The organism is Amycolatopsis sp. NPDC003676 (assembly GCF_053587275.1).
Map to the genome: position 1 here is coordinate 58,937 of NZ_JBSFNS010000027.1, position 14,838 is coordinate 73,774.

Genomic DNA, 14,838 nt, shown 5'->3' on the forward strand with positions numbered 1-14,838 from the left:
CAGGGTGCGGGTCAGCCGGGCGGCCGGGCAGGGGCTCTCGTCGGATGAGAAGTCGACTGACACAAAGCTGCGCGCTTGTTCCGAATGATGAGAAACCGGTGGTGCTCCTGAATAGTTTGAAGATATGAGCGTCGGACTGACCTTGCCCGCCCTTCCGCGGGAGCAGATCACGGTGACCGAATTGCTGAACCAGGCACGCGAGGCCGAGGAGGCCGGTGCGGCGTCGATCTGGTTCGCCCAGCTGCCCGAAGGCTTTGACGCGCTGGTGGCGGCCGCGCTGGCCGGACAGGCGACCTCCCGGGTCGAGATCGGCACGTCCGTCGTGCCGATTTACCCGCGGCATCCGCTGGTGCTGGCCTCCGCCGCGCGTACGGCGAGCGAGGCGACTGGCGGGCGGTTCACTCTCGGCATCGGTCTGGGGGCGAAGAACTTTCTCGAACCCGTCTACGGCACCCCGTATCCGCCGCCGGTGCGGCACCTTCGCGAGTACCTGACCGTCTTGCGCGCGTTGTTCGCGGGCGAACAAGTCGACTTCACCGGCTCGACGGTGGAAGTGCATCTGTCGGAGCCCGCGCCGGCGGCTGCGATTTCGGTGCTCGTTGCCGCGATGGGACCGCAGGCGTTGCGCGTCACCGGCGAACTGGCGGACGGCACGCTGCCGTACTTGGCGAGCCCGCGTGCGCTCTCGGACCTGATCGTGCCGGGGATCGGTCCTGGCAAGCGAGTGATCGCCGCCGTTCCGGCCGTGGTGACCAGCGACGTCGAGGCGGTGCGCGAGATCGCGGCGCGGGAACTCGGTTTCTACGGTTCGATTCCGTCGTATCGGCGCGTTCTGGAGGCAGGCGGCGTCGAAAACGCGGCGGAATTGGTGCTGATCGGCGACGAGGAGACGGTCGCCGCCGGCGTGCAGCGCTACCTCGACGCCGGCGCGACCGACGTGCTGCTCACCCAGACCGCCCTGCACACCGACGAGGACCGGCGGCGCACCTGGCGGCTGACGGGCGAGCTCAACTCATCCGGTTCGTAAGGGTTGTCGTCACTGACATTTCCTCCAGATCGAGTTCGCGCAGCACTTTCTGCAGGACGTCGTCGTCAAGGCGCCCGGCGCGGTTCTCCTCGATCATCGCCGCCCGCTGGGTGATGAGGAGTTCCCGCCGCGCCTTGGCGAACTGCGCCTGCGGACTGTCGCGCCGCTCCTCGCCAGACAGCGTGATCGCGGCCTGCGCGAACCGGTACCGGGTGTCCACGACGCGTTCCAGCCGTTGTTCGAGCCGCTTCATCTTCTCCGGCTCTATGTCCAATGTGGACAGTTGATCGCGGGCAAGCTCGCGCAGCCGTTCGTGCGCGGCCTTTTGCGCGACCTTGCGCGCGGCCAGCTCCTCGGCCTGGTCGCGTGCGTCCTCGTCCGGGTCCTGGACTTTGAGCAACCGGATCAGCGGCGGCAGCGTGAGTCCTTGGATCAGCACGGTCCCGACCGCGACGGCGAACGCGAAGAGCTGGATCTCGGCGCGACCAGGCGTATCCGCGGGAACACCGGACGCGGCGGCGATGGTGACGACGCCGCGCATGCCGGTCCAGGAGATCACCGCCAGCGAACGCCAGGCAGGCGGATCGTGCTTGGTGCGTCTGAGAAGTTGCAGCGACCGAGGCAGATAGCTGGACAGGAACACGGCCGGAATCCGCACGAACATCGTCGCGAGCAGCACGACGACCGCGGACAGCGCGAGCGTCCCGTTGTCCCGCGCGGCATGCTGCGCCCCGTCGAGCACGAACGGCAGCTGCAACGCCATCAACGCGAACACCAATGCCTCGAGCATGACGTCGATCGACGCCCAGACAGACCGGTCCTGCACCCGCGTCGCCGGTGACGCCCGCAACGACCGGTGCCCGAGGAACAGCCCCGCCGTGACGACCGCCAGCACGCCGGACCCGCTGAACTCGGCCCCGAACGGATGCAGATGCTCCGCGGTGACGTACGCCGCGAACGGCACCACGATCCCGAACGCCGATTCGAGCAGCGGATCGTCCAGCCTCGTGCGGATCAGCTCGACGACCCCGCCCGCGACCAGCCCGACCAGGATGCCGACCACCGTCGCGACGGCGAAGACCGCGAACCCGTGCCCGAGCGACCCAGCCGTCCCGGCCACCGCGGCGAGCGCGACCTTGTACAACGTGAGCGCGGCCGCGTCGTTGACCAGACTCTCGCCGGTGAGCACCGTCATCACGCCCCGCGGCAACCCCAGCCGCCGCCCGATCGCGACAGCGGTCACGGCATCCGGCGGAGACACGACCGCCCCGAGCACCAGCGCCGACGCCCACGGGAGGTCGGGCAGCAGCAGGTGCACGACGAAGGCGATCACGAACGCGGTGGCCACGACGAGCAGCACGCCGAGCGTGATGATCGGCCGCAGATTCGCACGAAAGTGGGAGATCGAACTCTCCAGCGACGTCGAGTACAGCAGCGGCGGCAGCACGACGGTCAGGATCAGCTCGGGCTCCAGCTCGACCCTCGGAACGCCGGGAATCAGCGCGATCCCCAGCGCGACCACCACGATGAGCAGCGGCGCGGAAAGGTTGAACCGCCGGGCGACCGCGGTCAGCCCAAGCGACCCGGCGAGCACGCCGACCAGCGTCAAGGTCTCCATGCTTCGCATCTTGACTCATGGGTCAGGCGAGCCGCGGATGGTGTGGGTTCGTGTCGGACTCCCTTCGGGGTGAGGTGGACGGGCCGGGTCGAGGGTGGGCAGGGCTCGTGGGTGGTCGGCCCGTGCTCCGGCGCGATGCGGATGCGACGGAGTTGGCGGCGGTCGGCGGACGTAGGAGTTGTTAGTGGACCGTGCGGCGGCGCGGCCACGGGATCGTCGGTGGACGGTGTGGACGGCGCGGATATCGCGGTGGTTGGTGGGCTGTGTGGACGGGTGCGGCCACGGGGTGGTTGGCGGCGCGGCCACCGGATCGTTGGCGGGCAGGGTGGACGGCGCGGCCACGGGATCGTTGGCGGGCTGGGTGGGCGGTGCGGGTGTGGGGGCAGTTGGTGGATGGTGCGGATGTGAGGCGGTTGGCGGGGATGGGCGAGGTCGCCCGCCGGTGCTGCGGAAGTCGTCGGCGCACGGCGGTTCGGCGGGCGGGTTGGTCAATCCCCGCTCACCGGCCCCGCCCGATGCTCGTCGGCGGAGCATCGCCGAGCAGGGCGACGCCGAGCGGAGCAACGCAGGGCAGGGCGACGCCGAGCGGAGCAACGCAGGGCAGGGCGACGCCGAGCGGAGCGACCCAGGGTGGAGCGATGCCGGGGTAAAGCGGCGCAGGGTGGAGCGAGGCCGGGTAGAGCGCCGCTGCGTGGGGCGATGCGGGGTAGGGCGATGCGGGGTGGAGAACGGCCAGCCGTCTCCAGAATCCGCCGGACTAACCGAGTTCCTTCAGTTCCTTTTCCACCGCGGCCAATTCCTCCGCCGAACCCTGCACCTTCGGGCCGGTGAACCACTTCCGTGCCGACAAAACCCACCACAGGGCGGCCCCGCCCAGGACGACCAGGAAGGCGATCGGCGTGTAGTTGAACGTGTCGACCGTGATGGGGCTTGCCTGGGGAAGCATGAAGAGCACGAAGATCACCACGACCCACCCTGTCGCGACGATGCCGATCGGTTTGCCCCAGCGGCCCAGGTTCCACGGGCCCTTCTCGAAGCTGTCGCCTCGGCGGACGCGGAGGAAGACCGGGATCACGTACGCGACGTACAGGCCCACTGTCGCGATCGAGGTGACTGCTGCGTAAGCCGTCGCGCTCCACAGGTACGGCAGCGCGAGCACCAGTGCGCCGCCGGCCGCCAGCCATACTGCGTTGGTCGGGGTTTGGGTTCGTTTGTTGATGTTGTGCCAGATCTTCGAACCCGGGATCGCGCCGTCGCGAGCGAAGGCGTAGATCATGCGGGAGTTCGCGGTCACTGAGGCCATGCCGCAGAACAGTTGTGCGCCGATGCAGATCAGGAGCAGGAATTTGCCCGTCACCGCACCGGTCGCGTCGATGAAGATCTGCGCGGGCGGGACGCCGGTGGCCGAGTTGACGGCTCCGTCGTAGTCCTGGATGGCGAACGTCAGGCCGATCAACAGGATCCAGCCCGCGACCAGTGACACCAGGATCGAGTTGATGATTCCGCGCGGACCCGCTTTCGCCGCGTTCTTGGTTTCCTCCGTCATGTGCGCCGAGGCGTCGTAACCGGTGAGGGTGTACTGCGCCAGCAGCAATCCCAGTAAGAACACATACGGCGCGGAACCCCAGCCGGTTTGGTTCACGAAGCTGCCGAACACGAACGACGCTTCCTGATGCTTCGCCGGCACGAACACGAGCACGCCCACGATCACCAGCACGCCCACCAGATGCCACCACACGCTGACGCTGTTCAGCACCGCCACCACGCGCACGCCGAAGGTGTTCAGCACCCCGTGCACGACGAGAATGATGGCCAGCAACAGAATCGTGTGTCCCGGCGTCGCGCTGAAGCCCCACTGCAGATCGAGGAACGCGTTGAGGAACAGGGCAGCGCCGAAGTCGATGCCAGCCGTCACCGCGATCTGCCCGATCAGGTTGAACCAGCCGGTGAACCACGACCACGCCGGACCGTTGCGCGTCGCCAGCTTCGCCGCCCAGTAGTAGAGCCCGCCCGCCGTCGGGTAGCTCGAGCACACCTCCGCCATGCCCAGCCCGACCAGCACCACGAACAGCCCGACCAGCGGCCAGCCCCAGATCATCGCCGCTGGGCCGCCGGTTTTCATGCCGAAGCCGTACAGCGTGAGGCAGCCGGACAGGATCGAGATGATCGTGAACGACACGGCGAAGTTCGAGAACGCCGACATCGTGCGTTTGAGTTCCTGCGCGTAGCCCAGCGCGTGCAGGCGAGCGCTGTCTTCGTCGGGTTGGCCGGTCTGCTGGTCGGAGACATCCATCGGGCACCCACCTGAAAGGTATGCGGACAGACCATTGAGAGTGCGCAGAAGTTAGCCCTCCCCGTTCGCGGGTGTCAAGGTTTCGCTGGTCGCTGGGCGGAAGCTCCTCCGAACGGCGCAGGGCGGTCCGGGACTCGGTGATTGACATGAGTCCAGTATCTCGAACAATTGTTCGAGAGCGCATCACTCGAACCGGTCGTCTCCTGATCAGTCGCCCGAGGCGGGCCGGTCAGCGGCAGGCCTGCACTGCCGGGACGCGGATCGCCTGCCGCGCAGTGCCTACGCTTGAGGTCAGGGTCAGCGCGCACGCGATGAGCACGACGCCGAGGTAGATCGTGATCGTGGCGTCGGGCAGGACCGAACCGGTCTTCACCAGGCTGTACGGGACCACAGTCGCGACTGAAGCGATCGAGCCGAACAGCACCCCGGTCAACGCGAGCACGGCCCCCTCCAGCCCGACCATCCCGAGCACCTGCGGTGGGGTCGAACCCACGAGACGTTGCTGGCCGAACTCCCGCCTGCGGTGAATGGTGGTGGCGATGAGCGTGTTGACCAGCATGATCGCGGCGAACAACGCGACCATGCCGACCACGACGTAGTTCAGTGTTTCGATGCTCCGCGCGATCTCGGTCCGCGCGCCGGTCGCCGCGGAGTTCTCGATGCTCTGCATGTAGAGCGTTCCGGTGGCCATTCCGGTGAACAGGATGTTCGGCACGAGCGCTCCGGCCAGTTGCTGAGTCTGTCCGCGCAGGTTGAGCACGGCCAAGTGACCGCTGGCTCCCGTCCGCCTCAGCGGCTTGGCTACCGCCCTCGTGATCACCGCCAGCAGCGTGGGAGCGAGCAGCGCGAACCCGACCGCGGACAGGATCGCGCCCTGGCCACCGATTGCCATCAGCGCGGGCTCCCGGCCGGTGAATACGGTTGCGGTCAGCACTCCGGCGGAAATGCCCGTGGCGAGCACGAGCAGCCCGGCGATGAGGCGGACCCACCCTGGGCGGCCGTCGCCGATTGAAGCGGTGAGCAGCCCTTCCCGTACCCCGGACCTGGCTCTGCGCCACGCTGTTGCCGCGGCTGCGATCCCGGCCGCGAGCAGCGTGATCCCGAGGCCGATGCTGATCGCGAACGGGCCGAATTCGGCGGGCACGCGTTCAGGCAGTCGCTGGGCGTTCTTGAGCAGGTCGACCACCAGTCTTCCGGTGAACACCGCCGGTGTGATCGCCGCGAGAAACGCGATGATCGCGATGGACAGGGCCTCGCCGACGATCAGCTTGCCAATCTGGGCCGGGGTTGCGCCGATGCTTTTCAGCAAAGCGAGTTCGGTGTCCCGCTGGCGTACCAGCAAGCCGAGTGTGGACATTACGGCGACCACGACGAGCACCAGGCCCCAGCCGCCGACCGCGCTCGCCATGATGGTCAGGATGCGTCCGGTCGATTCGTCAACGTTGGCGCGGGTGTCCAGCAATGAAGCGAACGTCATCAGGATCGTGGCACCGAGGAACAGCGAGACGAAGCTCGCCACGAAGCTGGCGGGGCGATGCCGCAGCGAGCGAAGCGCGAGACGGAAGATGATCATCGGCCTACCGCCGTCCGCTCGTGCTGACCGACTCCCACCGCACGGCCGTTGCCGCGATTCCAGCCACCTGTCTTCTCCCCTCGACAGCCTGCGCAACGAACGCTAGGGCTCACGACGGCACGACGGCGATGGCCTGCGCCCCCCGTTACGGGGTGGGGACCGCCTTACCTCCGTCCGGCTGAACTGCCGCTTCGGGCCAGGATGTCGAGAACGTCGCGGCACCTCCGTCCCCGAGGCGAGAAACCGCCCTCCGCGCCGGAAAGGACTGCCGCCATGGCTGTCGCCGAAGATCTCGACCGCGCAACCGATTCGAAGTGGGACTGGGCCGCTGAGCAGACGCGGGCGCACCTGCCTGATCCCGGACGAGCGCGAGATTCTCTGGCCTCAGATGGCGAAGATGTTCCCGCTGTACGACGAGTACGCGCGGAAAACCGACCGCGTAATCCCGATCGTTGTGCTCGCTCCGCGAAACTGAAAGGCCCGCCGGCGACGCGAACGTCACCGGCGGGCCGGGAAGAAACAAAAATCAGCGACCGGTGAAGTCCCGCACCGATTCCAGTGCGGTGTCCGGCTGGTCGGCGAAGAATCCGTCGACGCCGGCCTTCAGGAACGCCGCTTCCTCCGCGAACACGTTGCCGAACGCGCTCGGACTGGCCGAGGAGCGCAGGTTCGCCGGCAGGAACGGGTTTTCGTTGCGGAAGGTGTAGGGCTGCACCTCGAGCCCGGCGCGGTGCGCGTCGGCGATCAGCGTGGTCGGCTTGCCGAGGTTGTCCTGCGCGTCGCGCGGGATGATCTGCCCCTTCTCCGGGCCGAGGTACTTCGCGTACTTCGCGATCTCGCGCAGGCCGGCGGGCGTGACCAGGTCGGCGTAGGTGCGCTTGTCGCCCTTCGCGATGAAGTCCGCCGGAGCGCCCTTCGCCTCGGTCAGCTGCAGCAGCGGCACCCGGACCTGCTTGTGCAGTTCCTGCAGGTTCGTCACCTCGAACGACTGGATGATCACCGGAGCGTTCGGCCGGTTGAGGCCGTTGCGGTTGAGGATCGAGACCAGCTTCGGTTCGGTCGGGTTGCCGATCGAGGAGAAGTACGTCGAGTGCTTGACCTCCGGGTAGGTGCCCAGCGTCCGGTGCAGCTCGTGGCCGAGCCGCCGGGTCAGGTCGAGCACCTCCTGGTACGTCGCGATCCGGTAGCGGCCGTCGTAGAGCTGGTTGTTCGGCCGGTTCTGCGGGATCCGCTCCTTCGCGTAGAGCGTCTTCAGCTCGGCGAGGGTGAAGTCCTCGGTGAACCAGCCGGTCATCGTGGTTCCGTCGATGACCTTCGTGGTCTTGCGCGAGGCGAACTCCGGGTGGGCCGCGACGTCGGTGGTGCCGCCGATCTCCGGCTCGTGCCGGGCGACGAGCTGGCCGTCCTTGGTCGGCACCAGGTCGACGTCGACGTAGTCCACGCCCATCCGCCAGGCGAGTTCGTACGACGCGAGCGTGTGCTCCGGGCGGTAGCCGGGCGCGCCCCGGTGTCCGACGATCACCGGGCCATCGTGCCGGGCGCCGCTCGCGACCGCACCCGCGGCCGTGTCCTCGCTCGCGGCGGCCGGGCCGATCGCGAGGCCGGCGACGCCGAGCAGGGCCAGGCCGGACAGGGCGAGCACGCCGAGGCGTTTGCGCTTCATGGGGGGACCTTTCTCTACCGGGCGATCCGCAGCTCGCCACGACTACCGCGTCACCCTCATCGCCGCAAGCGTCGGGCGCGCGGCACCAGCCGGACGGGCGGTTGACAACCGGGTAAACGGTGGATGGCGGCCGATTCCGGACAGCGTTCTCCCAGGGCCGGACCAGTCGCGCACCTGGTCCGGGCCGGGGTCGCGGACGGCGCGCTGCCGGGGCGCGACACCCACCGTTACGCTGTCCGGCGTGCGCGTACTGGTAATCGGCTCCGGCGCTCGGGAGCATGCACTCGTCCTCGCGGTGGCAGGCGACCCCGCGGTCACGGCGCTTGCTTGCGCCCCCGGCAACGCCGGCACGACGGCGGTCGCTGAGCAGCTCGGGGTCGAGCTCGCCGAGCCGGAGGCCGTCGCGGCCCTGGCCAAGGAGTGGAAGGCCGACCTCGTCGTGATCGGGCCGGAGGTGCCGCTCGTCGCGGGCGTCGCCGACGCGGTGCGCGAAGCCGGCATCGCCTGCTTCGGGCCGTCTGCCGCGGCTGCACGCATCGAGGGGTCGAAGGCGTTCGCGAAGGACGTCATGGCGGCCGCGAAGGTGCCGACGGCGCGCAGCGAGGTCGTCGACACTCCCGCGCGTCTCGACGCCGCGCTTCAGCGCTTCGGGCCCACCTGGGTCGTGAAGGACGATGGTCTCGCCGCGGGCAAGGGCGTCGTCGTGACCCAGGACGTCGAGGTCGCGCGCAAGCACGCGCTGATGCTGCTCGACGGCGGTCACCCGGTCCTCCTGGAGTCCTTTTTGGATGGTCCGGAGGCCTCGCTGTTCTGCTTCGTCGACGGCCGCACTGTGGTGCCGATGCTGCCCGCGCAGGACTTCAAGCGCGTCGGCGACGGCGACACCGGCCCGAACACCGGCGGCATGGGCGCGTACGCACCGCTGCCGTGGGCCCCTGCGGACCTGGTGGACGACGTCGTCGCGCGGGTCGTGCAGCCGGTGGTGGACGAGCTCGCCGACCGGGGCAGCTCGTTCTCCGGCCTGCTCTACGCCGGTCTCGCGCTCACCTCGGAAGGCCCGCAGGTGATCGAGTTCAACTGCCGCTTCGGCGACCCCGAGACGCAGGTTGTGCTCGCGCTGCTGCGTACGTCGCTCGCGACCGTCCTGAACGCGACGGCCACCGGGAAGCTGGCTGAGCTTCCGCCCCTGGAGTGGTCGGGCGGGGCCGCGGTCACCGTCGTGATCGCCGCGGACGGGTACCCGGGCAAGCCGCGCACTGGGGACGTCATCACCGGCGGAGAGATCGAAGGCGTGCTTCACGCGGGTACACGGCGTCGCGACGACGGTGCGGTGATCTCGGCCGGCGGACGCGTGCTGTCGGTTGTCGGCACTGGTAAGTCGCTTAAGGCGGCGCGTAAGCACGCGTACGAGACTGTCGAGCGCGTACACCTCGCTGGCTCGCACCATCGCACCGATATCGCACTGCGTGCGGCCAACGGGGAAGTAAGCGCTCCCGCCTGAGCAGCTTCTCCACGAAGTTCGCCTCGGGTTCACGCGGCGGTTGGTAGCCTCGAAACGGGTCCGTACGGTCACCGTCCGTATCACGGGAGGGGTTAGCGCATGCCGGGAAGCACACCGCTCACCGACCTGGCTTCGGCCATACCGGCAGCGCCGGGCGTCGCGGACATCGTGGTCGAGCCGGCGAAGCTGCTCGAGGTCGCGCGGGTGGTCGACGAGCAGGTCAGCGCGCTCGAGGACAAGCTCCTCACGCGGCTGGGCGAACTGCGCGTCGACACTCCTTCGTCGGACACGGTGAGCGTGAACGCGATGGCTGCGTGGAACACCGTTGTCGCGGAAGGTGATCAGTCGTACGCGGCGCAGGTGCGCGCGTACGTCGCCAATCTGCACAAGCTCGTCGGACAGTTGCGCGAAGCAGCGAAGACGTACGAAGCCAGCGACGCGGACAAGGCCGCGGCTTTCGGGGACCGCGGTGCGCACGGCATCCACTAAGCCGATCCTCGCGGTGGTCGCGGTACTCGGCGTCGCGGGCTGCTCGTCGGGCGCGCAAGGCACCGCGTACCCCGTACAGCCCGCGATGAGTTCCCTGGCGCAGCAGACGAAAGCGGCCGCACTGCCGCAGCGGCCGTCGGATCTGCCGATCGCCGGGACCGACCCGTGCGACCTGCTCGGCCAGGCGCAGCTCGACCTGCTGAAGGTCACGAGCGTGCCGCGCAAGGCCGCAGAGTCGAAGGACGGGCCCACCTGCGTGTTCGACTCGGACAAGACCGAGCCGTTCCACGCGCTGCACCTGCGGATCGTCGGCGCGGACGTGCAGGAGTGGCTCACCGGCTCGCGGCGCAAGAACAGCATGACCACCGCGGCCACCAGCGTCGAGGGCTATCCGGCGATCACGAATTACCGCGCGGCGGGCACGCCCTCCGACTGCGAGGTGCTCGTCGGCGTCGCTCAGGGGCAAACCATGGCGGCACAGGAGTTCGCGGTCACCGCCGGCGCGTTCAGCCAGCCGCAGTTGTGCGATATCGCCACCCAGGCCGCCGGCCTGGCCGTGCAGGGCCTGAAGAACCGGACCTAGGGAGGGCGCGTGGAGATCTCCGAACTCGCGGGCAGGATCCGCGACCACCGTTTCGACGGGTGGACCGACACCGCCATCGCCGACGAGATCGAGAAGTTCGGCACCGGCGACGGAATCGCCAGCATCGCCACCGCGGTCGAGGCGCTGCGGGAGGTCGCGACCGCGCTCGCGGGCACCGACCGCACGCTGCGCGACCAGCTGGCGAAGCTCGGCGTCGAATGGCAGAGCCAGGCGGGCGGGCAGGCCGGGCAGGTGCTGTCGGATCAGGCCGGTTTCTCGCAGGATGCGATGCAGAAGGTCACGCACACCGCGGAAATGCTTTTCGCGCAAGGGGAAGCGTTCAACCGGACCAAGTACAAGCTGCCCGACCCGGCCGCGGTGCGCAAAGGCGCGGAGAGCCTCACGCTCGTCGATTCGGTGGCGAGTTTCCTCGGCTTCGAGACCGATCACGCGGCACAGGTGCAGGCCGCGGACAACGCGCGCGGCCAAGCGGTCGAGGCGCTGAACTCTTATGCCCAGCAGAGCGGGGAAAACCTGCTGTCGACCGAACCGTTGAGCCAGCCGCAATCGCTCGCGATGGTCCAGCCCGGCAGCGGGCCGAGTCCGGTCGACCGTGCGGCCGCGGCGGTCGAGGTGACGCCGGATGGCCAGGTGCGGCCTGCTGCGGCTTCGGTTAAGTCGCAGTACGTGCCCCCACCGCCTCCAGTCGCTCCGGCCGCTCCGGTGGTGGACCCGCCGACGCCTGCGTACGGCACAGCTTCGCAGGCACCGGCCGCGCGGCCAGCAGCGCCGGTGGTCGCGGCTAGCTACGTGCCGCCGTCCGCGCCTCCGCCGTCGGGTTGGGAAAAAGCACCGCCATCTCGGGGCAGCGAGCCGGGATTGCCTGGCGCGCCTCGGTCGGGCGGCTCCACCAACGCGCCGGGAATCCCCAGTGCGCCAAGCACTTCCGGCGGGACACGGGTTCCTGGCGCGGTGCGTCCCGGGGAGTCCGGCACATTCCTGCCGACCGGTCCGCGCGGGACGAGCAGCGGATCCGACAGCGGCGGTCCGGCCAATCGCGGCACTGTCGGCAGTTCCGAAAGCTTCGGCGGCACAACGGGTCGCGGCGGCTCGGGAGGAAACCCCGGCGGCGGCGCGGGTGGCGGCTACCCCGGTGGCGGGCACGAAAACCAAGCGCTGCAACGAGGTCGGCTGGTCGGCAGCGTCCAGCAGCCACCGCCTGCTCCCGTCGCCGAAACTCCCGGCAACGCTCCGGCCCCGCGCGGCGGAGGAGCGTCGGCTGGCGAAATCGGGGCAGGCGCTGCGGCGTTGGGCGCGGGAGTGGCCGGTGGCGCGCTTTCCGGCGACCGCGAACGGCAAGGCCGCGCGCAAGACGGTCAGCAGAAGGGCTTGGTCCGGCCGTTGCCGGTAGACGAGCTTCCCGAGGAAGAAGCCGTCGCACTGCGGAAAGCCGAGCAGATCGCGCCGAAATCAGGCGGCGGCGACGCCAAGTACCTCTCCGAAGCCGCTCCGCAGGAAAGCGACGACGAGCACGTGCGCCGCTTCGGCGTCGACGACAAGGACCTGTTCGCCGACGGCCGGATGGTGACGCGCGACGTCCTCGGCGACGGCACGGGAGACGTGCGCCGGCCGTGAACCTGGTACTGACCGCCCTCGAATTCGACGTGCTGTGGGAATCGCTGGACCTGGGCGGACGCCCGGCCGCGCTCGCGGTTCCGTCGCCAGGGCGCACGCACACCGAACGGGCCGAGCTGATCGAGTCCGTCTGGGAGTCACTGGCACAGCGCAGGCTCGCGCGCGGCCGCCGTCCATCCGGGACGGTGCTGGATCAGCTGCATTTGCTGGCGCGTCCGCGGGAAGCCGTGGACGTCTGGGTGTGGGCGGACCGCGAGATCCGCGGTCGCGCGGTGAGCCGGGGCAGCCAGGCCGTGCTCGCAGTGGTCGACCGGGACGAGGTGTGGCTGATCCCCGCTGACGCCAACGGGCTCGCCGACGCCGTGGTGTCGGTGGCCGGATCGCTGGACCCGGGCATCGGCCAGTCGATCTCGGTGCCGCACAGCACGCTCGTCGCTGCCGATACGGCGGCCGCTGGCGACCCGAAAGCGCTGGTCACGGCGTTGGAGGATCGGGGCGTGGCGTTGTGGGAGGCGCAGGAGCTGGCGGGCATGCTGATGGGACAGGCGGCACGGGGCCAGTTCTGCGCGGAGCGGGTGCTGCGGGACGGGACGGTGCGCCGGTCGCCGCATGTGGCGGCGTTTTACGACACTGATTCCGGGCGGTATCTGTTCCAGCTCACTGATGATTCGGACGGGCACACGTGGGCGACGGTGAGTCCGGCGGACAACGCGGTGTTGGCGGAGCGGGTGCGGGAGTTGCAGGCCGCGATTTGACGCCTTCGGGATGACCGTTTTATCCCTTTTCGCTCGCGCTATAACCCGGTTCGGGGGTTCGCGGCCCGAAGTCGCGGAGAACTGCACACGGCACGCGCTCGAAGTCTTAGAGTAAGCAGGGAACCGACTCGGTGAGCGGAGCGTCCGAACTGGTCGGGAAGCGAGTGTCGCGAAGGGGATGACGAACGGTGCCTGTCTACGACCCGGATTCCATGGCCATTGCCGCCAGGAACGTGGAGAAGCTGAAGGACGAGTTCGAGAAGTCCAAGAAGCACCTCACCGGCGTTGACGAGGAGCACGAAAGCCCGTTCGGCACGATGGGCGGCTCGAAGGACGTGCACGGCGCGGTCGGCACGTTCAAGCAGGGCGTGCACAGCGAGTTCGACGCGGCCGGGAAGCTGATGGAGGCGACCAGCTTCATTATCAAGAAGGCGGCGGGGCTGATCCAGGAGACCGATCAGGTCCACAAGACCGACCTGACCGTCCACGAAGACCGCTGAGCAGGCACGAGGGGGCTAGAGCATGGCGCTGATCGACTATCCGCCGAACTGGAACGGCATTGTCGATAAAGCTAAGAAGGTCGACAAGATCAACCCGGGCGTGATCAGCGACGCCGGGAAGCAGTTCACCGACGCCGCGAAGCAGGCGGGCGACCACAGTGCCGCGCTGAACAATTCCACGAAGTCGTTGTCAGGCGGAGTGTGGGAAGGTCCGGCGGCGGACTCCTTCGTCGAGTACGTCACGCAGATCACCAAGGCGGGCGACAAGGTGCAGGGGCATCTTGACGACGTCGGCAAGGACCTGACGCAGCTGTCGTCTGACCTCGGCGGGATCAAAAGCAAGGTCACCGAGGCCTTCAACACCGCCAAGACGAATATCGACAAGCGGATCAAGGAAGAGTCGGACAAAGCGCAGAAGGCGCAGGCGGCCGAAGCGGCGTACGCCAACGACAAGTCGGACAAGAAGGGCCCGCCGCCCAGCCCGACGTCGCAGTCGATCATCGACGCCGCGAACAAGGCCAACCAAACGGACGCCACGACTGCCGAGCAGACCATCGACCCGCTGCTGAAGCAGGCTGACGACATGGTCAAGAAGTCGCAGGATCTGATGAAGACGCAGATCGAGGGCGGCTACTCGAAGGTTCCGCTGCCCAACTCGGACGGCACCGTCCCGCAGAGCACCGGCGGTCTGCACACCGGACACGGTGGTGGCGGCAGCGGCGGAGGCGGCGGTCACCACGGCGGCGGTGGCGGGGGCGCCAGCGGTGGCGGCGGCGGTCTCGGCCCGAGCGGCGGTCCGCCCTCTTCGCCTCCTCCCGGCAACGTTCAGCAGTGGATCCAGGAAGCCATCAAGGCCCTGCAGGCCGCGGGCGTGAACGTGACCGACGCGGACATCAAGAACATCTGGGCGATCATCCAGCACGAGTCCGGCGGCAACCCGAACGCGATCAACAACTGGGATTCCAACGCCGCGGCGGGGCACCCGTCCAAGGGTCTGATGCAGTGCATCGACTCGACGTTCAACGCGCACAAGCTGCCCGGCCACGACAACATCTACAACCCGGTCGACAACATCATCGCGGGCGTCCGCTACTCGCTCGACCGGTACGGCTCGATGTCCAACGTTCCGGGTATCGCGGCGATGGCGCACGGCGGCGCGTACCGCGGTTACTGACGACAGACCCGCACAGCACACGCCACA

General features: G+C 68.6%; 13 protein-coding genes. 9 read left to right on the forward strand and 4 right to left on the reverse strand.

Features of this window, described 5'->3' with window-relative positions; translation table 11 throughout:
* Positions 1–124: 124 nt before the first annotated feature.
* Positions 125–1,027, forward strand: a complete 903-nt coding sequence (locus ACWDNU_RS18470; RefSeq protein ID WP_370933127.1) for a TIGR03564 family F420-dependent LLM class oxidoreductase — start codon at positions 125–127, stop codon at positions 1,025–1,027.
* Here ACWDNU_RS18470 and ACWDNU_RS18475 read toward each other — a convergent pair.
* The 3 genes from ACWDNU_RS18475 to ACWDNU_RS18485 form a co-directional block, all read right to left on the reverse strand.
* Positions 1,008–2,645, reverse strand: coding sequence for a Na+/H+ antiporter (locus ACWDNU_RS18475; protein WP_116201141.1), 1,638 nt, complete (start codon positions 2,643–2,645; stop codon positions 1,008–1,010). The genes ACWDNU_RS18470 and ACWDNU_RS18475 overlap by 20 nt on opposite strands.
* A gap of 757 nt (positions 2,646–3,402) precedes the next feature.
* Complete coding sequence (locus ACWDNU_RS18480) at positions 3,403–4,938, reverse strand: amino acid permease (RefSeq protein WP_370933129.1); 1,536 nt, start codon at positions 4,936–4,938, stop codon at positions 3,403–3,405.
* 229 nt (positions 4,939–5,167) lie between these two features.
* The gene (locus tag ACWDNU_RS18485; RefSeq protein ID WP_449669745.1) at positions 5,168–6,511 is read right to left on the reverse strand and encodes an FtsX-like permease family protein; all 1,344 of its coding nucleotides are present in this window, start codon (positions 6,509–6,511) and stop codon (positions 5,168–5,170) included.
* Positions 6,512–6,908: 397 nt separating this feature from the next.
* Between ACWDNU_RS18485 and ACWDNU_RS18490 the strand changes: the two genes are divergently transcribed.
* Entirely contained in the window at positions 6,909–6,986 is a 78-nt protein-coding gene (locus ACWDNU_RS18490) for a hypothetical protein (protein WP_370940622.1), read from the forward strand.
* A gap of 51 nt (positions 6,987–7,037) precedes the next feature.
* Here ACWDNU_RS18490 and ACWDNU_RS18495 read toward each other — a convergent pair whose 3' ends face one another.
* Positions 7,038–8,174 carry a glycerophosphodiester phosphodiesterase gene (locus tag ACWDNU_RS18495; RefSeq protein ID WP_449669746.1) on the reverse strand — a complete coding sequence of 379 codons (1,137 nt, stop codon included), beginning with the start codon at positions 8,172–8,174 and terminating at the stop codon, positions 7,038–7,040.
* Between the two features lie 241 nt (positions 8,175–8,415).
* Here ACWDNU_RS18495 and purD point away from each other — a divergent pair, with 241 nt between their 5' ends.
* The 7 genes from purD (at position 8,416) to ACWDNU_RS18530 (ending at position 14,811) form a co-directional block, all read left to right on the forward strand.
* A complete protein-coding gene (gene purD / locus ACWDNU_RS18500; RefSeq protein WP_449669747.1) occupies positions 8,416–9,675 on the forward strand; it encodes a phosphoribosylamine--glycine ligase in 1,260 nt (419 codons plus the stop codon).
* 99 nt (positions 9,676–9,774) lie between these two features.
* Positions 9,775–10,164 carry a PE domain-containing protein gene (locus ACWDNU_RS18505; RefSeq protein ID WP_449669748.1) on the forward strand — a complete coding sequence of 130 codons (390 nt, stop codon included), beginning with the start codon at positions 9,775–9,777 and terminating at the stop codon, positions 10,162–10,164.
* Positions 10,145–10,747, forward strand: a complete 603-nt coding sequence (locus ACWDNU_RS18510; protein ID WP_449669749.1) for a DUF3558 domain-containing protein — start codon at positions 10,145–10,147, stop codon at positions 10,745–10,747. Before ACWDNU_RS18505 ends, ACWDNU_RS18510 begins: the two co-directional genes overlap by 20 nt.
* Positions 10,748–10,756: 9 nt before the next feature.
* Positions 10,757–12,382 (forward strand): hypothetical protein, encoded by a 1,626-nt coding sequence (locus ACWDNU_RS18515; protein WP_449669750.1) that lies wholly within the window; start codon positions 10,757–10,759, stop codon positions 12,380–12,382.
* Positions 12,379–13,137: an ESX secretion-associated protein EspG gene (locus tag ACWDNU_RS18520; RefSeq protein ID WP_449669751.1), complete on the forward strand. Its 759-nt coding sequence runs from the start codon at positions 12,379–12,381 to the stop codon at positions 13,135–13,137. Before ACWDNU_RS18515 ends, ACWDNU_RS18520 begins: the two co-directional genes overlap by 4 nt.
* Positions 13,138–13,325: 188 nt before the next feature.
* Positions 13,326–13,637, forward strand: a complete 312-nt coding sequence (locus ACWDNU_RS18525; RefSeq protein ID WP_370933142.1) for a hypothetical protein — start codon at positions 13,326–13,328, stop codon at positions 13,635–13,637.
* A 22-nt stretch (positions 13,638–13,659) separates the two neighbouring features.
* On the forward strand, positions 13,660–14,811 hold the full coding sequence (locus tag ACWDNU_RS18530) for a transglycosylase SLT domain-containing protein (protein WP_449669752.1): 1,152 nt from the start codon (positions 13,660–13,662) through the stop codon (positions 14,809–14,811).
* Positions 14,812–14,838 lie beyond the last annotated feature (27 nt).